General features: G+C 63.7%; 23 protein-coding genes. 10 read left to right on the forward strand and 13 right to left on the reverse strand.

From position 1 onward, the window contains the following. Positions 1-26 precede the first annotated feature (26 nt). Entirely contained in the window at positions 27-1,100 is a 1,074-nt protein-coding gene (locus NKL06_RS16315; RefSeq protein WP_023673180.1) for a glycosyltransferase family 2 protein, read from the reverse strand. A gap of 184 nt (positions 1,101-1,284) precedes the next feature. On the opposite strand from NKL06_RS16315, the gene NKL06_RS16320 reads away from it, so the two are divergent. Together NKL06_RS16320 and NKL06_RS16325 are read left to right on the forward strand one after the other, a co-directional pair. Beyond that, positions 1,285-2,349, forward strand: coding sequence for a glycosyltransferase (locus NKL06_RS16320; RefSeq protein ID WP_155927220.1), 1,065 nt, complete (start codon positions 1,285-1,287; stop codon positions 2,347-2,349). A 250-nt stretch (positions 2,350-2,599) separates the two neighbouring features. After that, a complete protein-coding gene (locus NKL06_RS16325) occupies positions 2,600-4,132 on the forward strand; it encodes a YifB family Mg chelatase-like AAA ATPase (RefSeq protein WP_023692982.1) in 1,533 nt (510 codons plus the stop codon). Positions 4,133-4,337: 205 nt separating this feature from the next. On the opposite strand, the gene NKL06_RS16330 is transcribed toward NKL06_RS16325, so the two are convergent. Together NKL06_RS16330 and NKL06_RS16335 are read right to left on the reverse strand one after the other, a co-directional pair. Beyond that, entirely contained in the window at positions 4,338-6,509 is a 2,172-nt protein-coding gene (locus NKL06_RS16330) for a malate synthase G (RefSeq protein ID WP_023692981.1), read from the reverse strand. Between the two features lie 377 nt (positions 6,510-6,886). Next, complete coding sequence (locus NKL06_RS16335) at positions 6,887-8,908, reverse strand: hydantoinase/oxoprolinase N-terminal domain-containing protein (RefSeq protein ID WP_023692980.1); 2,022 nt, start codon at positions 8,906-8,908, stop codon at positions 6,887-6,889. A 197-nt stretch (positions 8,909-9,105) separates the two neighbouring features. Between NKL06_RS16335 and NKL06_RS16340 the strand changes: the two genes are divergently transcribed. The 3 genes from NKL06_RS16340 to NKL06_RS16350 are packed head-to-tail and all read left to right on the forward strand — an operon-like array spanning position 9,106 to position 11,089. Next, positions 9,106-10,083, forward strand: coding sequence for a threonine ammonia-lyase (locus NKL06_RS16340; protein WP_023673293.1), 978 nt, complete (start codon positions 9,106-9,108; stop codon positions 10,081-10,083). 8 nt (positions 10,084-10,091) lie between these two features. Next, complete coding sequence (locus NKL06_RS16345) at positions 10,092-10,472, forward strand: nuclear transport factor 2 family protein (protein ID WP_023681284.1); 381 nt, start codon at positions 10,092-10,094, stop codon at positions 10,470-10,472. Between the two features lie 17 nt (positions 10,473-10,489). Continuing rightward, the gene (locus tag NKL06_RS16350) at positions 10,490-11,089 is read left to right on the forward strand and encodes a DNA-3-methyladenine glycosylase (protein WP_023692979.1); all 600 of its coding nucleotides are present in this window, start codon (positions 10,490-10,492) and stop codon (positions 11,087-11,089) included. Positions 11,090-11,093: 4 nt separating this feature from the next. Here the strand turns inward: NKL06_RS16350 and NKL06_RS16355 are convergent, their stop codons facing one another. From NKL06_RS16355 to NKL06_RS16370, 4 genes are read right to left on the reverse strand one after another with little or no spacing between them, the layout of a single operon-like run. Further along, a complete protein-coding gene (locus NKL06_RS16355; protein ID WP_023681282.1) occupies positions 11,094-12,230 on the reverse strand; it encodes an ABC transporter permease in 1,137 nt (378 codons plus the stop codon). Further along, a complete protein-coding gene (locus NKL06_RS16360; RefSeq protein WP_023681281.1) occupies positions 12,227-13,147 on the reverse strand; it encodes an ABC transporter ATP-binding protein in 921 nt (306 codons plus the stop codon). The genes NKL06_RS16355 and NKL06_RS16360 overlap by 4 nt, the downstream gene beginning before the upstream one ends. Continuing rightward, on the reverse strand, positions 13,144-14,097 hold the full coding sequence (locus NKL06_RS16365) for an HlyD family secretion protein (RefSeq protein WP_023681280.1): 954 nt from the start codon (positions 14,095-14,097) through the stop codon (positions 13,144-13,146). Before NKL06_RS16365 ends, NKL06_RS16360 begins: the two co-directional genes overlap by 4 nt. Then, positions 14,094-14,798, reverse strand: coding sequence for a CerR family C-terminal domain-containing protein (locus tag NKL06_RS16370; RefSeq protein ID WP_023681279.1), 705 nt, complete (start codon positions 14,796-14,798; stop codon positions 14,094-14,096). Before NKL06_RS16370 ends, NKL06_RS16365 begins: the two co-directional genes overlap by 4 nt. Before the next feature lie 92 nt (positions 14,799-14,890). On the opposite strand from NKL06_RS16370, the gene NKL06_RS16375 reads away from it, so the two are divergent. The 3 genes from NKL06_RS16375 to NKL06_RS16385 all read left to right on the forward strand — a co-directional run bounded on the left by NKL06_RS16375 (position 14,891) and on the right by NKL06_RS16385 (position 17,281). Beyond that, the gene (locus NKL06_RS16375) at positions 14,891-15,388 is read left to right on the forward strand and encodes a CYTH domain-containing protein (protein ID WP_023681278.1); all 498 of its coding nucleotides are present in this window, start codon (positions 14,891-14,893) and stop codon (positions 15,386-15,388) included. An 85-nt stretch (positions 15,389-15,473) separates the two neighbouring features. Next, complete coding sequence (locus NKL06_RS16380) at positions 15,474-16,412, forward strand: CHAD domain-containing protein (protein WP_023692978.1); 939 nt, start codon at positions 15,474-15,476, stop codon at positions 16,410-16,412. A gap of 41 nt (positions 16,413-16,453) precedes the next feature. Beyond that, complete coding sequence (locus NKL06_RS16385) at positions 16,454-17,281, forward strand: C40 family peptidase (RefSeq protein ID WP_023692977.1); 828 nt, start codon at positions 16,454-16,456, stop codon at positions 17,279-17,281. A 50-nt stretch (positions 17,282-17,331) separates the two neighbouring features. Here NKL06_RS16385 and NKL06_RS16390 read toward each other — a convergent pair whose 3' ends face one another. Beyond that, positions 17,332-18,708 carry an adenylate/guanylate cyclase domain-containing protein gene (locus NKL06_RS16390; RefSeq protein ID WP_023681273.1) on the reverse strand — a complete coding sequence of 459 codons (1,377 nt, stop codon included), beginning with the start codon at positions 18,706-18,708 and terminating at the stop codon, positions 17,332-17,334. Positions 18,709-18,882: 174 nt separating this feature from the next. Then, positions 18,883-19,683 carry a helix-turn-helix domain-containing protein gene (locus NKL06_RS16395; RefSeq protein ID WP_023681272.1) on the reverse strand — a complete coding sequence of 267 codons (801 nt, stop codon included), beginning with the start codon at positions 19,681-19,683 and terminating at the stop codon, positions 18,883-18,885. A 116-nt stretch (positions 19,684-19,799) separates the two neighbouring features. Here NKL06_RS16395 and NKL06_RS16400 point away from each other — a divergent pair, with 116 nt between their 5' ends. Then, on the forward strand, positions 19,800-20,657 hold the full coding sequence (locus NKL06_RS16400; protein ID WP_023692976.1) for an NHL repeat-containing protein: 858 nt from the start codon (positions 19,800-19,802) through the stop codon (positions 20,655-20,657). A gap of 18 nt (positions 20,658-20,675) precedes the next feature. Here NKL06_RS16400 and NKL06_RS16405 read toward each other — a convergent pair whose 3' ends face one another. Both NKL06_RS16405 and NKL06_RS16410 read right to left on the reverse strand, forming a co-directional pair. Continuing rightward, positions 20,676-22,397 carry a SulP family inorganic anion transporter gene (locus tag NKL06_RS16405; RefSeq protein WP_023692975.1) on the reverse strand — a complete coding sequence of 574 codons (1,722 nt, stop codon included), beginning with the start codon at positions 22,395-22,397 and terminating at the stop codon, positions 20,676-20,678. A 79-nt stretch (positions 22,398-22,476) separates the two neighbouring features. Then, a complete protein-coding gene (locus NKL06_RS16410) occupies positions 22,477-22,746 on the reverse strand; it encodes a helix-turn-helix domain-containing protein (protein ID WP_023673276.1) in 270 nt (89 codons plus the stop codon). Positions 22,747-22,825: 79 nt separating this feature from the next. Here NKL06_RS16410 and NKL06_RS16415 point away from each other — a divergent pair, with 79 nt between their 5' ends. After that, the gene (locus tag NKL06_RS16415) at positions 22,826-23,017 is read left to right on the forward strand and encodes a hypothetical protein (RefSeq protein ID WP_031210574.1); all 192 of its coding nucleotides are present in this window, start codon (positions 22,826-22,828) and stop codon (positions 23,015-23,017) included. 16 nt (positions 23,018-23,033) lie between these two features. On the opposite strand, the gene NKL06_RS16420 is transcribed toward NKL06_RS16415, so the two are convergent. Beyond that, positions 23,034-23,744: a phosphatase PAP2 family protein gene (locus NKL06_RS16420; protein WP_023692974.1), complete on the reverse strand. Its 711-nt coding sequence runs from the start codon at positions 23,742-23,744 to the stop codon at positions 23,034-23,036. Positions 23,745-23,748: 4 nt separating this feature from the next. Continuing rightward, positions 23,749-24,090, reverse strand: coding sequence for a hypothetical protein (locus NKL06_RS16425; protein WP_023681268.1), 342 nt, complete (start codon positions 24,088-24,090; stop codon positions 23,749-23,751). Positions 24,091-24,239: the final 149 nt, after the last annotated feature.

Raw genomic sequence — 24,239 nt, forward strand, 5'->3', positions numbered from 1 at the left:
GACTGCCGAGCAAGCGGCTCATCAAATCAAACTATGTCCCGGAAGCGCCGAGGCCTCAGTTTCGGAGGAAGGAGACCGATAAGTCTGGTCTGCAATTTTCGCTGTGGTGTTGCCCAGTCTTTCAGCAGAAAACCCGCATCGGAGTTCTTTTCCAGCAATGCAAAAGCCGCAGACAGTCCGATCAGGTCGACCAAGGTCCTGCGCATTGAGTGGCGGGAGATTAAATGCGCCAGTCCCGGCGCCACTTCGCACCAACGATTGGCCAGTGCCCGCCGTATCGCTATTTCAGTATCAGGCGACATCCTGCCGAGGCCAACTCCGGTACCCAGGATGCGCCCGTCCGCCCAGCCATTGCCGCCGTGAAGCCGATAACTGCCAAGAGCCCGCCCAATCCTCACGGTTCCGCCGATCATATGGGCGGCACGAGCCATATAACCATCGGCACATATCTTTATTTCGTCCGGATCGGATGGACGCATGATTTCAAGCGGAGCTCGACGAAACATCATCCCCGATGTGGTTGACCAAAACCAACCCACGGTACCCCGATCAATAAATAATAATGTCGGGTCAGCTTCGGTGTCGACATGCAGGTAGCCGCTCATTTTCGGCATCGATCGCGGGTCGTTCAGGTGGAATACGGGATGACCGCCCGCAAGCAGGTTGCCGGCCGTATCTATCACCACCTCATCGGAGCTCGACATTGCCGCGATACGGGTTTGGCTGAGATGCGCTCTCACATGGCATTCTATGAAGTCAGGATGCCAAGCATCGTCACCGTCAAGAAAGGAGATCAGGGGCCCGGCTGTCGCGTCAAGCCCGGTCATCATTGCTGTCAACTGCCCGCCATTTTGCAGTCGGGGCAGAAAGCGGAAACGACTGTCGCCAAGCTGGGACAGACACTCTTCAATCCTTCGGCGGGAACCGTCGGTCGAAAAATCATCGACCACCACGCATTCGAACGCAGTGTATGTCTGCGCCGCTACGGATCGGATCGCAGTGTCGATGAATGCCTCTTGATTGAAACAGCCTACGCAAACGGATACGGTTGGTAGCGCGATGTGAGAACCAGCTCCGCTTGGGACGATGTTTTCTTTCAAGAGGCGCTTCTCCGTACACCAGATTTGATCGCCTGAGATATTCCGTCGATCAAATGGCGGTGTTTCTTTGCCAAATTTCTCTCTATCGAAGCGAGTTTTTCTCCGCACTCAAGATCGCAATTGCCGCATGTTGACCCTACAGCACGGGTATCGCCCTCCTACCAAATTCGAGATTGTCAGAGCCATGCTGCGTCATGGCCACAACCTCAGAAAAGGGCACCCTTCCGCGAAGTCGCAACCTGCTCTTCAGGCCAGTTTGCTGTCGGACGATCCGTTCATATCCTATTCGGGAATGTCCGGTACGCCGCTCGGATTAGCAAGTCATATGCCTTTCCGTCCACGCGGCCACCGCGCCTGGTTTCTCATCTCGCCAACCTGGTCCATCGAAAACAGTGCTAGCGTCAAAACCATCCGGACCTATGCCGTTCTGCATAGACTCAAGAACCCCCGTCACTCGCTAATCTTCCTATCCAACACTCAGGCCGAGACTGATCTGTTGAATCAGTCCGGCGAGGCCGCCGTCCTGCACAACAAGACGTCAACAACCTCCGAACACATATTCAGGCCTCTCGATGACGTCCCTGTAGAATTTGATGCAATCTACAATGCGCAACTGGCTCCGTGGAAGCGCCATGACTTGTCGCTTGGCATCCAGCGTTGCGCATTTGTCTTCTATCGAGATTCAAGCGGATCCTCCACGACGGAGTCGGAAAGAGCGCGAATAAATCGGCATAGGGAGCTCGCGCCGCATCACGTCTTTATCAACGAGTTTGACGGCACCGGCAAGCCTGTCCGATTGGCACCGGCTCAGGTGAACACGCATCTAAATCGTGCAGCCGTGGGAATCTGTCTCTCTCACCTGGAAGGACCAATGTTCGCCAGCACGGAATATCTTCTCGCGGGCCTTCCAGTGGTCACGACGCCGAACCATGGCGGCCGAGACCTTTATCTGGATGACGACTATTCGCTCACAGTTCCACCCGATCCTCGATCCATCGCGGAGGCTGTCTTAGCGCTGAAGGAGCGACGAATTCCCCGGGATTACATTCGTTCGCAAACTTTGAAACGAATCGAACGAGACCGCGGGCGGTTCATAGACCTTGTAAACGAGATTTTTCTGGAGAGCGGCTCTTCGCGCCGGATCGCCCTGCCTTGGCCTTTCAGATATCCTGTCATGGAGTGGCTTCCACCGCAGGTCGCGATCGATCGATCGCTTTCAGGTTCGGTCGATGCCTTCATCACCGCTTAGAAGCAACACCCTCAGATCGCCGAAGGGCCTAGTCGCCCTTGTTAAACGCGGTCGAGGAGGCGGAGCAGCCGTTCCATTTTGCTTGACCATCTTCCTTTTTTGCAACCGGCACAGCGCGCTGCAGCCACCACGAATGCATGTTCCTGTAATGTTCTTGCCTTGGCCTGAAATCTATGGTTGTCTTGTCCTGACGTCGCTCGCGGTCTGAACCACAAGGCCGAGGCGAGCCGATATCCGGGGGCAGAGCAAGATGGTGGCGCGGGTTCGCACGGTTGCTTTCCAGGGCATCGAGGCCGTACCGGTCGATGTCCAGGTGATGATCGCGCCGGGCAAGGTCGGCATGCAGATCGTCGGGCTGGCCGACAAGGCGGTGGCCGAAAGCCGCGAGCGCGTGCAGGCGGCACTGCATGCGTCGGGGCTGTCGATGCCGTCGAAGAAGGTGACGGTCAACCTGGCGCCTGCCGATCTTCCCAAGGAAGGGAGCCATTACGACCTGCCGATCGCGCTCGGCCTGATGGCCGCGCTCGGCGCCATTCCGGGCGACATGCTGGCCTCCTATGTCGTGCTCGGAGAATTGTCGCTCGACGGCACCATTGCCGCGGTCGCCGGCGCGCTGCCGGCGGCGATCGGCGCCAATGCCGAGGGAAAGGGCCTGATCTGCCCGTTCGGCTGCGGGCCGGAAGCGGCCTGGGCGGGCAAGGATTTCGACATATTGGCGCCGCGCAGCCTGATTGCCATCGCCAATCATTTTCGCGGCACGCAGGTGCTGTCGCGGCCCGAGCCCGGCATCCATGTCTCGGCCCGCGACCTGCCCGACCTCTGCGACATCAAGGGCCAGGAAAGCGCCAAGCGGGCGCTGGAAGTGGCGGCGGCCGGCGGCCACAATCTGTTGATGGTCGGGCCTCCCGGCTCGGGAAAATCGATGCTGGCGCAGAGGCTGCCTTCAATTCTGCCGCCACTGGCGCCCAAGGAACTTCTTGAAGTCTCGATGATCGCCTCGGTGGCCGGCGAGCTCGGCGAAGGCAAGCTCACCGACCGGCGGCCGTTCCGCGCCCCGCACCATTCGGCTTCGATGGCGGCAATGGTCGGCGGCGGCATCAGGGCGCGGCCGGGCGAAGTATCGCTTGCCCATAACGGCGTGCTGTTCCTCGACGAGTTTCCCGAATTCACGCCGCAGACCTTGGATGCGCTGCGCCAGCCACTGGAGACCGGCGACTGCATGATCGCGCGCGCCAACCACCGCGTCACCTATCCAGCGCGCATCCAGCTGGTGGCGGCGATGAACCCGTGCCGTTGCGGCATGGCCGGCGAGCCCGGCTATCGCTGCCTGCGCGGTGAGCGCTGCCGCACCGACTACCAGGCGCGCATTTCCGGCCCGCTGCTCGACCGCATCGATCTCAGGATCGAGGTGCCTGCGGTTTCGGCCGCCGATCTGATCCGGCCGGATCGGGCGGAGAAAAGTGCCGCCGTTGCGCAGCGCGTCGCGCGCGCCCGCACCATCCAGCGCGAACGGTTCGAGCGGCTCGGCGTGACCAGCGCGACCACCAACGCGCATTGCTCGCCTTCTGTTATCGAGGACATCGCGATGCCGGATGCCGCCGGCCTGTCTCTGTTGAAGGACGCCAGCGAAAAGCTCGGCTTTTCCGCGCGCGCCTATCATCGGGTGCTGAAAGTGGCGCGCACGCTGGCCGATCTCGAAGCGAGAGAAACCGTCGGCCGCATTCACCTGGCCGAGGCGATTTCCTACCGCATGATGTCGGAGCGGGTGGCGCAGGCGGCGTAACGCTCCTCCTTGAGGGGAAGGTGGCCCCGAAGCGGCAGGGTGGGGGTCGCCGAAGAATGGTCGATCTTTTTGGAGCCGAGCCGAGAAAGGGCCTCTGCAATGACATTGCTTGTAGTGTCGTCCGAAGGGAGTCGCCGCACTTCACGCAGGACCCCACCCGGCCCTTCGGGCCACCCTCCCCTCAAGGGGGAGGGAAATGCAGGCGCTAATTCGCCCGCTCTTTCGCCTTCAGCTCCAGCCGCCGTGCGTGCAGCACCGGTTCCGTATAGCCATTCGGCTGTTCGCGGCCTCTAAACACCAGGTCGCAGGCGGCGTGGAAGGCGATGGAATTGTCGAAATCGGTGGCCATCGGGCGGTAGAGCGGGTCGCCGACATTTTGGAGGTCGACGATCGCTGCCATGCGCCGCAGCGAATCCATCACCTGGATCTGCGAGCACACCTTGTGGTGCAGCCAGTTGGCGATGTGCTGCGAGGAGATGCGCAGCGTGGCGCGGTCTTCCATCAGGCCGACATCGTTGATGTCGGGCACTTTCGAGCAGCCGACGCCCTGGTCGATCCAGCGCACGACATAGCCAAGAATACCTTGCGCATTGTTGTCGAGTTCGCGCTGGATCTCGTCGGGGGTCCAGTTCGGCCGCACCGCCACCGGCACCGACAATATATCATCGAGCTTCGCCTTCGGCCGGCTCTTGAGCGCCGCCTGGACGGCATGGACATCGACCTTGTGATAGTGCGTGGCGTGCAACGTCGCCGCCGTCGGCGACGGCACCCAGGCGGTGCTGGCGCCGGCCTTGGGATGCGCGGTCTTCTGTTCCAGCATCGCCGCCATCAGATCGGGCATCGCCCACATGCCCTTGCCGATCTGGGCATGACCGGCGAGCCCGCATTCGAGCCCGATATCGACATTCCACGCCTCATAGGCGGAGATCCAGGCGGCCTGCTTCATGTCGCCCTTGCGGATCATCGGCCCGGCTTCCATCGAGGTGTGGATCTCGTCGCCGGTGCGGTCGAGGAAGCCGGTGTTGATGAACACGACGCGTTCCTTGGCGGCGCGGATCGCCTCCTTGAGGTTGACGGTGGTGCGCCGCTCCTCGTCCATGATGCCCATCTTGATGGTGTTTGCCGCCATACCGAGCAGCGCTTCGACGCGGTCGAAAATCTCGACTGCGAAGGCGACTTCCTCCGGCCCATGCATCTTCGGCTTCACCACATACATCGAGCCCGCGCGGGAATTCATCCGACGCCCGTTGGCGCCGACATCGTGCAGCGCGATCAGCGCCGTCATCGCCGCATCCAAGATGCCTTCCGGCACCTCGTTGCCATCGCGGTCGAGGATGGCCGGATTGGTCATGAGGTGACCGACGTTTCGCACCAGCATCAGCGAGCGGCCAGGCAACCTCAGCGCGCCACCACTGGGCGCGGTCCAGGCGCGGTCCGGATTGAGCTTGCGCGTGAAGGTTTTGCCGCCCTTGCTGATTTCCTCCGCCAGATCGCCCTTCATCAGGCCGAGCCAGTTGCGGTAGACGATGACCTTGTCCTCGGCATCCACCGCCGCGACCGAATCCTCGCAGTCCTGGATGGTGGTCAGCGCCGATTCCAGGATCACGTCGGCAATGCCGGCCGGGTCGGTGCGGCCGATCTGGTTGGTGCGGTCGATGAGGATCTCGATGTGCAGGCCGTTCTGGACCAGCAGGATGGCTTCCGGGTTGGCACCGTCGCCGCGATAGCCGGCAAATTGTTTCGGGTTGGCCAGCGTGGTGCCGCCGGCGCCGGCGCCGAGCCGCAAGGTGCCACCCGAAACCGTCAGCCCGTTCACGCCGGCCCATTTGCCCGAGGTGAGCGGCACGGACTCGTCCAGAAAACTCCTCGCCCAGGCAACCACCTTGGCGCCGCGCACGGGGTTGAAGCTTTTACCCTTCTCGGCGCCACCGGTCTCGGCAATGGCGTCGGTGCCGTAGAGCGCATCGTAGAGCGAGCCCCAGCGGGCATTGGCGGCGTTGATCGCATAACGCGCATTCATCACCGGCACCACCAGCTGCGGCCCGGCAACGCTGGCGATCTCGGGGTCGACATTGTCGGTCGACACGGAGAAGGCCAGCCCTTCGGGCACGAGATAGCCGATCTCACGCAAGAAGGTTTTGTAGGCCTCCATGTCGATGGGCGCGCCATTGGCGCGGTACCAGGCGTCGATCTGTTCCTGCATGGCGTCGCGTTTGGCCAACAGCGCCCGGTTCTTCGGCGCGAGATCATGGACGATGGACGAAAAGCCGTTCCAGAAGGCGTCGGCGGCAATACCGGTACCCGGCAGCGCTTCGCCGACAAAGTCATGCAGTTCGCGGGCAATCCGCAATCCGGCGATCTCGACGCGATCGGTCATCAGGGCTTCTCCAGATGAAAGGCTTTGCGGCCTTTGGCATGTCAGGGGTGAAGGGTCAATTCAGCTTAGGGTGAAGGCGGGGAATTTGAAGCTGCTGATCTCCCCCCTCGTGGGGGAGATGCCCGGAAGGGCAGAGGGGGGCGCGAAGGAACGCAAACCTTTCCATGACCGATCGAAACAGGCCGAGTCGCGGGGTGAGCGTCGATGAGAGGTCGGCGGGACAGCGCCCCCCTCTGGCCTGCCGGCCATCTCCCCCACAAGGGGGGAGATTACCCTAAAGCGCGTCGCGCTGAACGGATTCATACGACGCGCTTTAAGTCTTTGTTTTGATGCATGTCGTTGTCCCAGAACCGCGGCACACTTCTGGGCGACATGCATTAAACCGCAATCCTCGGCCGACCCGATGCAACCGCCACCACATGCGCTTCGATAAACATCCGTTGGGCCTCAACGGTAGACACCTTGAACTCGGTCGAAACGTCGATCTCGGCATTATCCGTGCCGGCATCCTTCGCCCGCTCGGCTACGATCGCCCGCACATCAGCCTCCGCTGCCGCGATCGCCTTGGCCTCGTCCGTGAAGTCGCGCACCGTTTGCCCCGACGCCAAACGAAACAAACCTTCCCTGGGCTGGCTGACGCGGGCTTCGGCGGAGACGCGGACCTGGCCGACGACAGCGCCGAGCGCGTTGGCGACGTCGGTATCCTCCGGCACCACGCACTCATTACCGACCAGCTCGGCCAAGCCGGCATAGTGCAGCGGCGCCGAGGCGCCGAGGCCAATGACCGGACGATCGAGCGCGACGCTGAGCCTTGCGATGCCGGGATGGGAATCGACGGCGCGCTGCACCAGCGCATGCGCGACGGTGGCGGCGCCATCCAGCCCATCCTCGGCAAAGGCTGTCTCCAGAATGTATTCGGCCGACCAGCGCGTGAGCGTCAGCAGCACGCGTTCGGAAATCACCTCCGGAGACGGCGCGATGTACTGGCCTCGCCCATCACGCTTGCGGGCAAACAGTTCGGCGCCGAGCCGGGCCGCAAGCGGGTCCCAGTTGGCCTGCTTGCCGAGCACATGGGCGGCGTCCGAGGGGGTGAAGCCCGAGATATGCACAAGACCGCGCGAGACCAGCCGGTTCAGCGTGGCGTTCTGGGCGTTCGAGGTGAGCAGCCTGTCGATGGCGAGCGGCACGGCACCAATCAGTTCATACAGTTTCGCCTCGGGCGCGGTCAGGCCGGCGGCGAGCCTGTCCGGCACGCCGGTGCGCAACGCAAAGCGGCCGTCCATGCGGCCGGGGTTGGGCGCCCTGAGCTGGCGCTCGAGCTCCGATGTCACGGAAACACCATGCATCATGCCGGCCAGCGCCAGTGGCACCAGGCGGCGCGGCCCGAGCAGGATCTTCGGGTTGAGCGCGCCATCTTCCAGCGCCACTTCGGAATCGCCGCCGAGGCCGAAGGTGCGCATGGCGACCGCCTCGACCATGGTGCGGAAGCCACCGACGGTGGCGCCTTCGGGGTCGAGCCGGGGCCGGCCACCATCGAGCACGGCGACATCGGTGGTGGTGCCGCCAATGTCGGACACCATGGCGTTGTCCAGGCCCGTCATGTGGCGGGCGCCGACCAGGCTGGCGGCCGGGCCGGAGAGGATGGTCTCGATCGGCCGCTGGCGGGCAAACGCCGCCGAAACCAGCGCGCCATCGCCGCGCACCACCATCAGGGGCGCTGCGATGTTGCGGGCTTCCAAAAATCCGTCGGTTGCCGCCACCAGCCGGTCGATCATCGAGATCAGCCTGGCGTTGAGCAAGGTGGTGAGCGCGCGACGCGGACCGCCGAGCTTGGCCGACAATTCATGGCTGGCGGTCACCGGCAGGCCGGTCTTTTCGCGGATGAGGTCGCGCGCGGCGAGTTCATGCGCCGGGTTGCGGGTGGCGAAATAGGCGCAGACGGCAAAGCCCGACACCGAGGCGCCGAGTTCAGGGAGTGCTGCTTCCAGCCCCGACAGATCGAGCTTGGCCGCATTGCCGTGCACGTCATGGCCGCCCGGACAAAACACCACCGGATCGGTGCCGAGCGCCGTCTTCAGCCCGTCGCGCGCAAGGTCGGCCCCGGTAAAGCCGATCATGATGAGCGCCACACGCCCACCCTGGCCCTCGACCAGCGCATTGGTGGCGAGCGTCGTCGACATCGACACGAGTTTGATGGCGGCCGGATCAGTGGCCGATTTTTCCAGCACCGCATCGACCGCGCCGGAAATGCCTACGGCAAGATCGTGCCGCGTCGTCAGCGCCTTGGCCTTGGCCAGCACCTTGCCTTTTGGCCCGCCTTGTTCCGACCACAGCACGGCATCGGTATAGGTGCCACCGGTGTCGATACCGAGGAACAGGGGTTTTGGCTTGGCGGTCATTTCTGGCGGTCCGGAATTCTGCTTCCCCCCGCCCTTAGCCGATACGGCCCGGCGGATAAAGGCGGGAGGGGTGGGCCAGTTTGACCCTCGTCGCCGCTCATGCCCCCCAAACTTTGTAACGGTCACATTTTTTCATTGGTGCGTGGCCTGCCTTTGCGTGCACCATGCGCCGATCTCATCCCTTTCAGGACTTCGCCATGACCACGCTTCCCGGCATCGCCGACATCCATGCCGCCGCCGCGCGGCTCTCCGGCCTGATCGCCGAAACGACCCTGATCGAATCGCTGGAACTCAACAAACGCTTCGGCGGCCGCATCCTGTTCAAGCCGGAGACGCTGCAGCGCACCGGCTCGTTCAAATTCCGCGGCGCCTACAACAAACTGTCTTCGCTGAGCGAAGAAGAGCGCAGCCGCGGCGTCGTCGCCTTCTCCTCAGGCAACCATGCTCAGGGCGTCGCCGCGGCGGCTGCCATGTTCGGCGTCAAGGCGGTCATTGCCATGCCGGCCGACGCGCCGGCGATGAAGATCGCCAATGTTCGCAAGATGGGCGCAGAAGTGGTGCCGTTCGACCGCTTTCGCGACGACCGCATGACGGTGGTGCGACCCTACATGGACAAGGGCATGGTGCTGGTGCCTCCTTTCGACGATCCGGCCATCATCGCCGGCCAGGGCACGATCGGTCTCGAACTGATGCGCCAGGCAAAAGCGCTCGGCGTCAGCCTCGATGCGGTCGTCATTCCCTGTGGAGGCGGCGGCCTGACGAGCGGCATTTCGATCGCCGTCAAGGATGCCTCGCCGGCCACAGCAGTCTGGGCCGTTGAGCCCGAGCATTTCGACGACACCCGCCGCTCGCTGATCGAAGGAAAAAGGGTTTCCAACGAGCCCGGCCACAGTTCGATCTGCGATGCCATCCTCACCGCAGAGCCCGGTGCCATCACCTTCGAGATCAACCGCAAGAACCTCGCCGGCGCCATCGCCGTCTCCGACAAGGCGGCCGCACAGGCGGTGCGCGACGCCATGGCCCATCTCAAGCTGGTGGTCGAACCCGGCGGCTGCGTGGCGCTGGCGGCGCTCTCGTCAGGCGAGATCGAACTGTCGGGCAAATGCGTCGCCGTCGTGCTGTCAGGCGGCAATGTCGATTTCACCACCTATGCCGAGATCATGGCCGCGGCCTGAGAACCGATATGGCAGACGCTGAGATAAGGGCGGCTCTCGATCGCCATTGGGCTGCCTCCGATGCCAATGATCTCGAGACGGAGCATCAGATCTATCGCGAGGACGCGGTGCTCGATTATCCGCAATCAGGCGAGCGCATCAGCGGACGGCACAACATCCAGTCGTCGCGCGCCACGCAGCCCAACCGGAAGCGCTTTGCCGTGCGGCGGATCACCGGGTCAGGCGACCTCTGGATCACCGAATATGTCCTGACCTATGACGGGATTCCGTCCTATACGGTGAGCATCATGGAGTTCGTCGATGGCAAAGTGGTTCGCGAGACCCAGTATTTCGGCGATCCGTTCGAGCCGGGGCAGTCGCGCGCGCAATGGGTCGAACGGATACCTTGAAACACGGCGGCGGTAGCATGACCGGCCACCATCCGCTCGATCGTGCCGAACTGCCTGATGATACGGCCGATCTCGCCCGCTATCTCATCGGCAAGCTCGTGGTGCGGGAGCTGCCGGAAGGCATCGTCGGCGGCCGTATCGTCGAGACCGAGGCCTATGTCACCGGCGACGCCGCCGGTCACGGCTATCGCGGGATGACGCCGCGCAACCGTTCGATGTTTCTTGAGGCCGGGCACGCCTATGTCTATCTCGCCTATGGCGTCTCCTGGATGCTCAATGTTTCGAGCGAGGGGCCAGGGACCGGCACCGGTGTGCTGATCCGGGCGCTGGAGCCGCTCGAAGGCATTGCCATCATGCGGCAGAACCGGGGCGTCGAACGCCTGCGCGACGTGGCGCGCGGGCCGGGACGGCTCGCACAGGCATTGCGGATCGACCGTTCGCTGGACGGCCTCGATCTGTGCCGCCAAGGCCCGCTATGGCTGGCAGCCGACGAGCACGAGCCCGGCGACATCGGCCAAGGCATCCGCATCGGCATCACGAAGGATGCGGATCGCCCGCTGCGGTTCTATGTCAGGGGCAGTCCGTTCGTCAGCGGTCCGCGATCGCTCAATTCCTGAACGCTCAGTCGAGCGTGCGCCTGAACCGCACCAATGCGACGCCGGCAAACAAGGCCACGAACCCGACCAGCCAGGCGATCTCGCCCGCAACCGCCGGCAGTTCGGCGCCCTTCAGCATCACCGCGCGGGTGATGCGCAGAAAATGCGTCAGCGGAAAAATCTCGCCGAAGGTCTGCGCCCAGCCCGGCATGCCGCGATAGGGGAACATGAAGCCGGACAGCAGGATCGACGGCAGGAAAAAGAAGAAGGTCAGCTGCAGCGCCTGCATCTGCGTGCGGGCGATGGTCGAGATGGTGTAGCCAAGCAGCACCAGCGCCAGCACGAACACCAATACCGCTGTAAGCAGCAGCGACATGGAACCGGTGAAGGGGATGGCGAACAAGAGCTTCGACGCCGCCAGCACCACCACCACCTGGACGCCACCGACCACAAGATAGGGCAGCACCTTGCCCAGCATGATCTCGAACGGGCTGGACGGCATGGCGAGCAGGTTTTCCATCGTGCCGCGCTCGGTCTCGCGGGTCAGCGCGATCGAGGTCATCATCACCAGGGTCATCTGCAGGATGACGCCGAGCAGGCCGGGCACGATGTTGTATTGCGAGATGCCTTCCGGATTGTAGCGCTGGTGCACCACCACATCGAGCTGGCCCCTGGCGGCCTCACTCGCCGCCTCCTGCATGCCTTGCGCCCGAAGCAGCGCCTGGCTGGCCACTTTGCTTAGCGTCGAGATGGCGCCGCTGGCGGCGGCCGGGTCGGTGGCGTCGGCCTCGATGAGTATCTGCGGATTGTCGCCGCGCTCCACCCGGCGGCCGAAATCGGCCGGGATGGTGACGACGAAGGCGACATCGCCGCGCGCCATCAGGAATTCGGCAGCCTCGGCACTTTGCGCAACATGGTCGAAGCGGTAGTAGCCGGTCGTCTGCAGGGCCGCGACAATGGCGCGGGTGTAGGGGTCATTGCTGGTCGCCACCAGTGCGGCAGGCAGGCTTTTGGGATCGTTGTTGATGGCGTAGCCGAACAGCACCAGCTGCAAAAGCGGCACGCCCAGCATCATGGCGAAGGTGATGCGGTCGCGCCGCATCTGGATGAATTCCTTGATCAGCAGCGCACCGAGCCTGGCGAAGGAGAAGACGCTGTTCATGCCATATTGTCCTTCGAGCCGGACATGAACTGAATGAAGACGTCCTCGAGGCTGGTCTCGCCGGGTTTTACGCTGACGCCCTTGTGCTCCTTCTCGACATCGGCGAGCGCCTTTTCGAGCTTTGCCTTGTCGGAGCCGACGACATGCAGCGTCGCGCCGAACGGCGCCACCTGGTCGACGCCGGGCCGGTCCCTGAGTGCATCGGCGACCTGGTCGAGGCGCGGTCCCTGCAGCACGAAGGTGGTCAGACCGGCATTCGTCACCACCTCGTCCACCGTGCCGGTGGCCAGCATCTTGCCGTAGGAGATGTAGCTGATGCGGTGGCAGCGCTCGGCTTCGTCCATGTAGTGGGTGGACACCAGCACGGTCAGACCGCCGCTCGCCAGCCGGTGGATCTCGTCCCAGAATTCGCGCCGCGCCTTCGGATCGACGCCGGCGGTCGGCTCGTCGAGCAGCAGCAGCTTCGGCTTGTGCATGATGCAGGCGGCCAGTGCCAGCCGCTGCTTCCAGCCGCCCGACAGCGTGCCGGCGAGCTGGTTGCGGCGGCTCGTCAGGCCAAGCTCTTCCAGCGTTTTCGACACATGCTCCTCGACCGACTTCAGCCGGTAGAGCCGCGCCACGAATTCGAGATTCTCGCCGATCGTCAAATCCTCGTAGAACGAGAATTTCTGCGTCATGTAGCCGACTTCGCGCTTGATGCGGAGCGACTCGGTGCGGATGTTGAAACCCAGCACCCTACCTTCGCCCTCGTCGGGCGTCAGCAGGCCGCACATGATGCGGATGGTCGTCGTCTTGCCGGACCCGTTGGGCCCGAGAAAGCCGACGATCTCGCCCTCGGCCACCGTCATCGTCACATGGTCGACGACAGTCTTGTCGCCGAAACGCTTGACCAGGCCATGAACGTCGATGGCGTTCATTTTGCGGAGGCCGCCAGCTCGACATCGACGATCTGTCCCGGCTGCAGCGCTTGCGCCTTGCCCTCAGGCCGCGCCTCGACGAGGTAGACCAGCTTCTGCCGGTTCTCGAGCGAGTAGATCACCGGCGGGGTGAATTCCGGGTCGGGCGAGACATAGCTGACGCGCGCCTTCACCTCCGGCCCGCAGCCGTCGCAATGGACGACAAGCAGCGTGCCGACCTTGATCGACGAGAACGCACTTTCCGGGACATAGACGCTGAGCTTCACCGCACCGTCCGGCAACATCGAAATGACAGGCGCGGTCGGACCGGCGGTGTCGCCGGAATTGCGGATGACGTCATTGATGCGGCCGGGCGAAGGTGCCGCCAGCACGCGCTTCGACAACCGCCACTCAGCCTGTTCCAACGCCGACTGCGCCTGTTTGACCTGATTGTCTGCCGCCTTGATCGTTTCGGGACGCGCAGGCAGACCGCCGACGGCGAGGTTGGCCTGCGCCTGGCCGACCTGCGCATTGGCGGTCTCCAGCGTCGCGGCGGCCGTGTCGTAGTCGGCCTGCGTGCCGGCACCGCGCTTGAACAGGTCGGCGGCGCGGTCGTATTTGCGCTTGGCATCCGTGGCCTGGGCCTTGGCCATGTCGACCTCGGCCTTCAGCACCGCGATCTCCTCCGGCCGCTTGCCGATCTGCAGGTCGGCAAGCTGCGCCTGCGCCTGGGCGAGCGCGGCCTCTGCCTGGGCGACGGCGATTTTTGCGTCGGCGCTTTCGAGAGTCACCACCGGCGTGCCTGATACAACACGGTCGCCGCGCTTGACCGCGACGGTCTCGACCTGCGCCACTTCGATCGGCGCCAGCAAGACATAGTCGCCCTCGACATAGCCGACGGCAAGCGGCGCTGCCGGCGCGCAGGCGCCGAACAGCTGGGCCGCGAGCGGCAGGGAACAGAGAAAACTCATCGCTTGCCCTCCTTGCGGGCGACCGGATTTCGGGCCGCCAGTATGGCGCCAAGATTGCTTGTGACCGCCGCCACCACCTTGGCGGCTTCGGCGTTACCGATCTCGCGCCAGCCCATACGACGCATCACTGCTTCGCGGCCGATGCGGAAATAGATGACCTGGCCGATCAGCGTGAAGACCACGAGCTTGGTGGCCTCGCTTTCGGCCGGCTCGCCCGTCGCCTGTTCCCAGATCTGGCAGAGGCGGCGATGCGTCGGTTCGAACACCCCGTCATAGATGCGGTCGAGGGCGGCCGTCGGATGCGACAACTCTCTAAGTACGAATTGTACGATATCGCCCGCCTCCGGCCGGGCGACGATAAATCCTACCATCCGCTCCAATGCGGTCGAGAGCTGCGCCCGCGCCGTCTCTGAACTGGCTTGACCTTGCAGCTGCATGCCGCCGAGCGCCTGGCCAGCAACCGCCTGGATGGTCTCGACGATGTGGTCGGCGGCGGCCCCGCGGAGCCCTTCCTTGCCGCCGAAATGATAGGCGATGGAGCCGATGTTGGCCTTCGCCTCCGCCGCGATCTCGCGCGTCGAGGTGCCGTCGAAGCCCTGCCGCCCGAACAGTTTGAGCGCGGCCAGCACCAGTGCGGCGCGCGTCTGCTCGGCGGGCGATGTCTCCTGGCGGGGCATTTTGTCGGGCGCGGATTTGATCATGTCGGCCTCTTTAATCAATCGATTGATTAAAGTCAAATTGATTATCTACGGCCGCTTGCCATGTCGAGCCGCAGACGCTTTAGTGCGCGGCCATGGGCAAGGAAGTCGAACGCAAGTTCCTGGTCTCCAGCGCCGAATGGCTAGAAATGGCCGAGGCGAATATACGCATTCGCCAGTTCTACCTTGCCGCAGCACCTGGCCGCACCGTGCGCGTACGCATCAGCGACGGCAGTTCGGCGAAGCTGACGCTTAAATTCGGCAGCAAGATCCGCGAGCGCGACGAATACGAATATGAAATTCCTCTGACTGATGCCGAGGAGATGCTGGCCTTCGCCATCGGACATGTCATCGAGAAGACACGCCACCATGTTAGGCATCGCGGCTATCTCTACGAAGTCGATGTTTTCGGCGGGATCCTAGCCGGCCTTGTGGTGGCCGAACTGGAGACGCCGGAGGATGTACCTGACGAAATGCTGCCTGATTGGCTCGGCCGCGAAGTGACCGGCGAGCAGAGATTTTACAACGCGTCGCTCGCCCTAGAGCCGGATGATTTTAGGTCGGGTCGACCTAAAATCGGAATCCGGCTCTAAATCAAAAGAGATGGAGCATGATGTCGTCCGAAAACCGCTTCACCTTTTCGGCATCATGCTCTAGGGGGATTCCGGAGATCGCCGCATGAGCTTTCGCATCGATCCGCGCCTGCCGCTGACCGGCGAGGTCAGGCGTATCCTTGGCGAGGAGATCGGCAAGGCGCTTGCCCATCTGGCCGTCGCGCGCGACCAGCCGGAGCAGGCATTGCACAAATGCCGCAAGCGGCTGAAGAGCGCGCGCGCCTTGCTGCGGCTGGTCCGTTCCGGAAATGAAACATTCTGTCGGACTGAGAACCAATGCTACCGTCAGGTGGCGGCGCTGCTTGCCGGGCCGCGCGAGGCGACCGCGCTGGTCGAGACCGTCGACCGGCTGGCAGCCGCCTTTCCCGAGCAGGTTGCCGGCGGCGGCCTCGACAGCGTGCGCGACCGGCTTATCGCTCGCCAGCATGAAATGCATGCCGGGGCTGGTCTCGACGCCGCCATAGGCGCGGCCACGGCCGCCTGCGAGGAAGGCCTGATCCGGATCGAGCGGCTGCTGCTCCCCGATCTGCCTGAGCATGCAGCCGATGTGCTTGCGGAAGGCGCTCGCAAGACCTTGCGCCGGGCCAGGAAGGCGCTGGACCGGGCGGGATCGCGCGGCGAAGCAGAGGATTTCCACGATCTGCGCAAGGCTGCCAAGACCCACTCGATGCATTTGTCGCTGCTCGGCCGGCTGTGGCCGACGCCGATCAAGGTGCGGTGCAAGGCAGTTGATGAACTTGGCGAAAAACTCGGCGAACTGCACGACGTCTTCGTCATGCGCGTGTTGCTCGAGGCCGACGGTGAGCCGCTCGGCGATGCGCAGGACACAAGGCTTCTTGGCAAGCTTTTGAAGCGCTCGGAAAAAAGCCTGAAGAAGAGCTGCCTTGCCGGAGCGGCCGAGCTGTTCGGCGACAGCCCCAAGCGCTCGACGAAGAAACTCGCGCGCAATGCGCGCGACGACCTCGCCGGCCCGGCATCGTCGGAAGAGGTCCCGGTCGGTTGATCATGGCCGAGGACGTCACCTCGTGCTAGTCACACTTTGCCATGACCGCGCCGCGCGACACGCTTCTCGACCGCCTTGGCCGCTGGCTTGCCGGCCGGCTGCAGGACGAATCCTCCGGCTATGAGCCCTACACGCCGTCCGACGCCGAGACGTTGCGGCGCACGCTCGAGCCCGGCGACATCCTGCTCATCGAAGGCAACCAGAAGATCTCGGCGGCAATCAAATACCTGACACAGTCGACCTGGTCGCATGCGGCTTTCTATACCGGCGATGCCTTGTCCGAGCCGGAGGACGGATCGGAACGGCGTCGGCTGATCGAAGTCACGCTCGGCGAAGGCTGTGTCGCCGTGCCGCTGTCGCGCTACCGCACCTACAATACCCGTATCTGCCGGGCGAGCGGGCTGACCCCGGAAGACCGCGACCATGTCGTCGCCTTCATGATCGGCAAGCTCGGCCTGAAATACGATCTCAAGAACATTTTCGACATGCTGCGCTTTTTCCTGCCGACGCCACCGGTGCCGGTGCGCTGGCGCCGCCGCATGCTGGCTTTCGGTTCCGGCGATCCGACCCGCGCCATCTGCTCGACGCTGATCGCCGAAGCCTATGGCGAGATCCGCTACCCGATCCTGCCCGAGATCACCCGCGCGCCCGGCCGCGCCTCGGCGCAGTCGAACTATTCGCGCCGCGAAATCCTGCACATCCGCCACCACTCGCTCTACACGCCGCGCGACTTCGACCTGTCACCATTCTTCCGCATCGTCAAACCGACGCTGGAATATGGTTTCGACTACCGGGCGGTGACCTGGGAGGACAAGGCAGGCACCGACGCCGCAGCCGCGAAGGCTGGCGCAATCGCCTCAGACACGTGATGGCTTCGGCCTGAGTCATGAGGTTCAGGCGTCTCACATGGCGGCCTGCATCACGCCGAAACCGCAATGGCGCCCTGGTTTTCGGCCCTGTGTTCGACCCAGACATGGACCGGTTCGTCCCGGCCGCGGATGCTCACCGGCCCATGGTCGCGCGCATTCAGCTGTGTCCCGAGCGATTCCGCCTTCGCGGCCTCGATCAGTCGTGACCCAAAGCAAATATTCGCCTGAAGCTCCCGGCAGAGCGCCTGCAAACGGCTGGCGACGTTGACGGTGTCGCCCACCACCGCGAAGGACAGGTTGCGCTCGCTGCCGACCGCGCCGAGGACGACGGCGCCATATTGTGCACCGATCCGAACGTCCAGCGGCGGATATCCTCTGGACACACGCTGGACATTCCAGTCTTCGATAGCGGCGATCATCGCTTCAGCGCACCGGATGGCCCGGGTTGCGTCGTCATGGCTGGCTTGCGGAACCCCGAAGGTCGCCATGATGCAATCGCCGATATAGTTGTCGACGGTGCCATGGTGGTCGAAGACGACCTGCTCCATGCGACGGTGGAACTGACGCAGTAGTTCGAACACTGCTTCGGCCGGATGATCCTCGGAATAGTGTGTGAAGCCGACGATGTCGGCGAACAGCACCGCGATATCCTGCCGGCGGACCGGGCCGAAGGGCTCGTCATCCGTGGCGAGCTGGTCGACGACATTGGGCGAAAAATGCCGGGCGAGATTGGCGCGGGCGCGCTCCGCCTTGACATAGTCTTCCGACAGATGTCGGGAACGAGAGACGACCAGCGCCATGATCGCGCCGATAATCAGCACAACCAACACATTGGTCGCCTGCGCGAACGTATCGACGAAATTGGGGTTGAGATAGAGATTCAGTCGCTCTGTCAGCGGCAGCGAATAGAGGTTCGTTGCCGGAATGACGGTTCCCGCATGAAAAACCACCCATCCCACCCCGATCGTCCACGTCAAGGCCGCGAGCGCGCCGAGATAGAGCGCCAATCGTGTCGAAAGGGTCAGCGCGCCAAGGCATACGAAAATCAGCAGGAATTTGAAGCTGCCCTCGCGCAGTTGCATCGCGGCCGGCGCGACCTCGAGGGAAAACGGGTTGGGCGTTACCAGCAGAACGGTCAACAGAATGATGTCCAGCGTACCGACGAGGTAACCGATCCACCATGGCGCGTTGCGACGGCGCGCAAAGCGAAACTGGATCAGGCCGACGAGTTGGAACAGCGCGAGGCCCGCCAGCACGAAGAGCAGCGAGGCATCCCAGCGGCTGATCAAGGAAAAGAAGCAGGAGATCACGGCGAGCGATGCCGTGCGCGCCCAGAACTGCAATGCAGCACCCTGGCGTTCTGCGCGCTCCCGCAAATTTTTCAGGCGCGAATAGCGGCGAAGTTCAAGTGTTGGCGCGGTCGGCATAGGATCACTTCGATTTTGCGGGGACGGTCACGCATTCGGCAAACCCGCCCCGTACAGTCTGGCAAATCAGCGCGCGAACTCTATCATGAATGTGGCTTCATTTTTGAAGCACCTCCGGACTGGAGCGCGACAAGCTCAGCCGCCAGATGCAATCCTGCTCGGATGATGGCCCAGTCAGGCCGGCAACGGGCGGCGTCCCTTTGCCGGAGCGGTGGGCCGGTCGGACGCACCGGCATCCCTGGGGTGCGGGCCGATCGGCATGATCGCCGGAAACGGGGTTGCGCCAAAAGCAAACGTCCATTTGTAGCCGGTCAGCCCGTCTTCCGGCGTCGTGTGCTGGTCGTGATGGGCGAGCAGTTTGGCGCGCTCGGCCAGTTCCTCCGCCTCGCGCTTCACCATCTCCGCCGTCTCCGGCCGCATCCGCCTGGAGAAAGAGACGAAGGTCGCTTCCCGCTCCAGATGGGTGATCGCCCAGCCGATGAAATTCTTGTTTGTCATCTCGAATAGCGGCCTGAGCGGCCCTTCGAAATTCCACTGGATCGGTGTGTCGACCAGCAGCCGTGCCGACAGCCCGCTGCCCAATGCGATCAGGCCGATCGCTTCGAGATCGCGCAGATAAAGGAACATCGAGGCTTCGCTCAAGCCTTGCGAGCGCATGACGCCTTCGGGCGTGAACTTCTCCGACAGCATGACGAAGATGAACAGCAGCGCCGGCCGTCCCGCGAGCTTGCGCTCGATCTCCGGCGCGATGCGATTGACCGGTCCCGGCCCCCGGTTCATCGACCCCAGCACGTTTTCCAGCTCGACGCCGGCGGCAGCGCAGATCCCGATGAGACGGTCGAGCTTGCAGTTGCGCTCGTGGAAGATGCGCTTCACCGTCGGCTCGGAAATGCCCATACGCCCGGCTAGCTCACGATAGGTGACGCCCTTGGCCTTCAGCGTCCGCTTCAGCGCCTCGAAGATCAGGCCGTTCATGGAATGCACCTCTTTTCTCGCGGTTTGGTATCGCGTTTCGATACTAGCGGCAATCGCCCTTCCGGAAAAGTATCGACATCTCTAGCTCTCCGCCATCCACCACAGGAGACCTGGCCGTGAAAACCCTCATCCCCTCTATTTGTCTCGCCGCCTTCGGTATCGCGCTCGTGCCTGCGGCCGAGGCCGCCGAACTCTGGCGCGCCTCGGGCTTCGAGCAACCCGAATCGGCGCTGTTCGATGCCGCCAACAATCGCATTATCGTCTCCAACATCGTCGGCAATCCCGGGGAGGCCGACGGCAACGGCTATCTCTCGGTGCTGTCGCTGGACGGCAAGGTCGTTAGCCGGCACTGGACCGCCGGCATGGATGCACCGAAGGGCTCGGCGATCTCTGGCGGCAAGCTCTACGTCGCCGACATCACCAAGGTGCGCATCGTCGATCTCGCCAGCGGCAAGCTCATCTCGACGATCGATGTGCCCGGCGCCGTTTTCCTCAATGACGTGACATCGGACAGTTCGGGCAAGGTTTATGTCACCGACATGCTGGCCGATGCGATCTACCGCATTGACGGCGACAAGCCGGAACTGTTCGTGAAGGATGCGAAGCTCGCCGCACCCAACGGCATCTTTGCCGATCGCGATCGGCTGATCGTGGCGTCCTGGGGCAAGGGCATCAAGCCGGACTTCAGCACTGCCGCGCCCGGGGGCCTGCTGTCGGTCGATCTCGCGACGAAAGCCGTGACGCCGCTGCCTGGCGCACAAAACTTTGCCGACCTCGACGGCGTCGTCGCCATCGGCGACAGCATCTACGCCACCGCCTTCATGACCGGCACGCTCTATCGGTACAAAGTCGGCGAGGCGCCGAAGGCTGTAGAGCAGTTCAAGCCGGGCAGCGCCGATATCGGCACAGACGGCACGCGGATCTTCGTGCCGCTGATGAACGAGGGCGAGATCGCGGTGCTGAGCCTGGACTGACGGCGCACACTTGCCGGCTCAGCCAGCGGGCGCGGCTTTGAGTTGCGCCCGCGAATCCTTGATCGAGGCGGCAAAGGTCACCAGCGGCCGCTTGACGCCGTGGTTGATCAGCATGCGCCGTGTCTGCGGCGAGGCACCGGCGATGATGAAACGCACCCCTGCGCGCTTCGCCTTGTGCGCCGCGCCCTCGATGACATTGGCCGCGGTGGAATCGAAGAACGGCACCGCCGAGCAATCGAGGATGAAGTTCTTGCGCTGGTCGGCGATGCGGTCGAGCACCGTGCCGACAGTCGAGGCGGCGCCGAAGAAGAAGGCGCCGGAGATGCGATAGACGACGGTGTCGGCGTCGCTTGCCTCGCTTGCATCGTAGGCGCGGCCGCTGCTGTCGGCGACATCGTCCTGCACCAGCGGCAAATCCGCCTCCACGGCGATCGACTTGGCCATGCGGTCGATGAACAGGATCGAGCCTAGCGCGAAGCCGACGACGATGCCTTCGGTGAGATCGCGGAAGACGACGATCAGGAAGGTTGCCATCAGCACCAGGGCGTCGCCGCGCGAAGCGCGCAGCAACGTGGCGAAGGCCTGCTTCTCGAACATGTTCCAGCAGACAACCGCCAGCACCCCGGCAAGGGCGGCAAGCGGGATGTAGCTCGCCATTGGTGCGGCCACCAGCATGAAGACCAGCAGAAAAAGCGAATGCAGCATGCCGGAAACCGGCCCATGCGCGCCGGCCCGCACATTGGTGGCGGTGCGGGCGATGGTGCCGGTGGTGCAGATGCCGCCGAACAGGGCAGACGCGATGTTGGCAAAGCCTTGCGCCACCAGTTCGCAATTGGAACGGTGACGCCGCCCGGTCATGCCATCGGCGACCACGGCCGAGAGCAGCGATTCGATGGCGCCGAGCAGCGCAAAAGCCACCGCATCCGGCAGCACCGCAAGCGCCTTGTCGAGGTTGAGTGCCGGCAGTGCCGGCAACGGCAGGCTGCGCGGAATGCCGCCATAGCGGGTGCCGATCGTTTCCGCCGGCAGCGAAAGCAGCGCCACGACAAGGGAGGCCAGTCCGACGGCGATCAGCATGCCCGGCCAGCCGGGCCGCCAGCGCTTCACCCCCACGATGGTGGCGATGGTCAGCGCCGCCACCAGCGTTGCCGAGATATTGAGCGTGCCGGCCGCGTGGCCGATCGCCATCAGCTTCGGCAGCAGCGGCCCGGGCTCCGGCCCGGCAAGCCTCAGCCCGAACAGTTCGACGATCTGGCCGGAGAAGATGATGACTGCGATGCCGGCGGTGAAGCCGACCGTCACCGGGTAAGGGATGAATTTGATATAGGTTCCGAGCCGGAGATAGCCGATGGCGAGCAGGAAAATGCCGGCCATCATCGTCGCCAGCAGCAGTCCGTCGACGCCTTCGCGCTGCACCGTCGCCGCCACCAGCACGATGAAGGCGCCGGCCGGGCCGCCGATCTGGAAGCGGCTGCCGCCGAGCGCCGAGACGATGAAGCCGCCGACAATGGCCGTGAACAGGCCGCGCTCCGGCGTCACGCCCGAAGCAATCGCAATCGCCATCGACAGCGGCAACGCGACAATAGCGACGGTCAGCCCGGCCATGAAGTCGGCCTTGAACTGCGGCAGGCGGTAACCTTCGCGCCAGACCGTCACCAGCTTGGGCGTGAACAGCTCTGAAAATGTCGGCTTTGCCGACTTCTGGGCCGGTTGATGCACTGCCCGCCGGATCTGATCCATGGACTGCCTTCCGCTTGCGTGAAGGCGGCGGGATCGTCGGCAGGACTGTCGGCGGTCGCCGTCGCGACTATATGCCGGCTCAGCCTTGCGGGTTCGGCGGCGCGACCGGCTTGAGGCGCACGCCCCGGCCGCCGCGCTCGCTGGTCTGGTTCTCGCCGATGAGCTCCACCCCGGCCTCGTCGAGAGCCTGGATAACCTTCATCAGCGTATCGACCACGCCCCTGACCACGCCGTCACTCGCTTCCATGCGCTGGATTGTCGGAAGCGAAACGCCGGCACGCTCGGCGAGCGTCTTCTGATCGATGCCGGCCAGCGCCCTCGCGGCGCGCATCTGCGCGGCAGTGATCATCGGTCGGAACCCCCGTCTGAGTCTGCGGAGACGACGTGTAATACAATCATAGTGATGTTTCAACCATCATAAAGCATACATGAAACATGATCTCTCCACAAAGCCGGATGACGGGATACGGGATGAGCATGCTACGCTACCGCCTTGGCTCTTACTGGCGGGGAAATATCAGTTGAAGATTTTCAGGACCTTGACGACTTCGGCAGCCTTGCTGTCGGCGGTTTTTCTGCTGGCAGGCTGCGGACACGGGCTGATCAACCGGCTGATTTGAATGTCGCTCCGGATCGTCAGTCTTCGGGCTCGTTGCCATCGGCCACCGCCTTGTTCCGCTGCAGCATTCGCGCCGCCAGCCAGCACAGCGTCGCCCAGGTGAAGCCGGCGCACCATCCCGCCAGCACGTCGGAAGGCCAGTGGACGCCGAGATAGACGCGGCTGACGCCGACCAGCAGCGTTATCAGCACCGCCAGGCTGAGGACATAGATTTTCGTCGTTCGTCCCGGCAGGAAGCGCGCTGCCAGCGAGCCCAGCGTGAGATAGGTCACCGCCGACAGCATGGCGTGGCCGCTGGGAAACGACAGCGACGTCTCGTTGGCCAGGTGCGAGACAAGATCGGGGCGCGGCCGGTCGATGCCGGCCTTGAGCAAGGTCGACAGCAGCTGCCCGCCGGCCACCGCGACAAAGATCAGCAGCGCCGTCCTCGGCCTGCGGATCAGCAGGAGGTAGACGATCACCGCCGTTACGATCAGCACCAGCACGCTGGAGCTGCCGAGGCTGGTGATGTCGCGCATCGCGCCTTCCAGCCATGCCGGGCCGACGGGAACATCCGGCTGACCCACTTTTCGGAAAGCGAGCAGGATCTCAGTATCGAAAGCGTGCGGCGTGGTGGCCCGCGCCACCTCCATCAGTTCCTCGAAGCCCCACAGCCCGGCGGCTATCACCAGCCCGGCCAGCAGCACCGGAAATTCAAGCCAGTTGGTGAACGCACGCGGGGTCTTCATCGGATTACAGTCGCCCCTGCAGGTAAGGCCCGAGCGAGATCAGCACCACCGCCGCGATGGCCAGCACGATGCCGGTCGCCTGCAAGGCATTGACGCGTTCGCCGAAGAACACCAGCGCCACCACATTGACCGCCACCAGTTGGATCACCGCCGACAGGCTGAACGAGACCGACATGCCGAACTCACGAACCAGCCGCAGCATCATCAGATTGCCCGCCGTATAGAGCGCCAGTGTCAGCACGATCTTGCCAAGGCTTGGCGCCAGCCCCCATTGCTTGGCCGCGATGGCCGCCAGCAGGAAGATCACCGTCGAAATGACGAGCTGCGCCAGTCCCCAGAAACTCACTTTTGTGCCTCGCTGTCGTTTGTGGCAGCTCTTGTTTCGCAAGCGTGGCGGCACGTCAAGCAGACTGCGGCGGAACAGGCCACGGCCGAGGTGCTGAATGAATGGCAGCGCGATCGCGGTCTGACTGCCACGCTCGGTCGGATTCGTGC

The organism is Mesorhizobium sp. C268A (assembly GCF_040324475.1).
Taxonomy (GTDB): Bacteria; Pseudomonadota; Alphaproteobacteria; order Rhizobiales; family Rhizobiaceae; genus Mesorhizobium.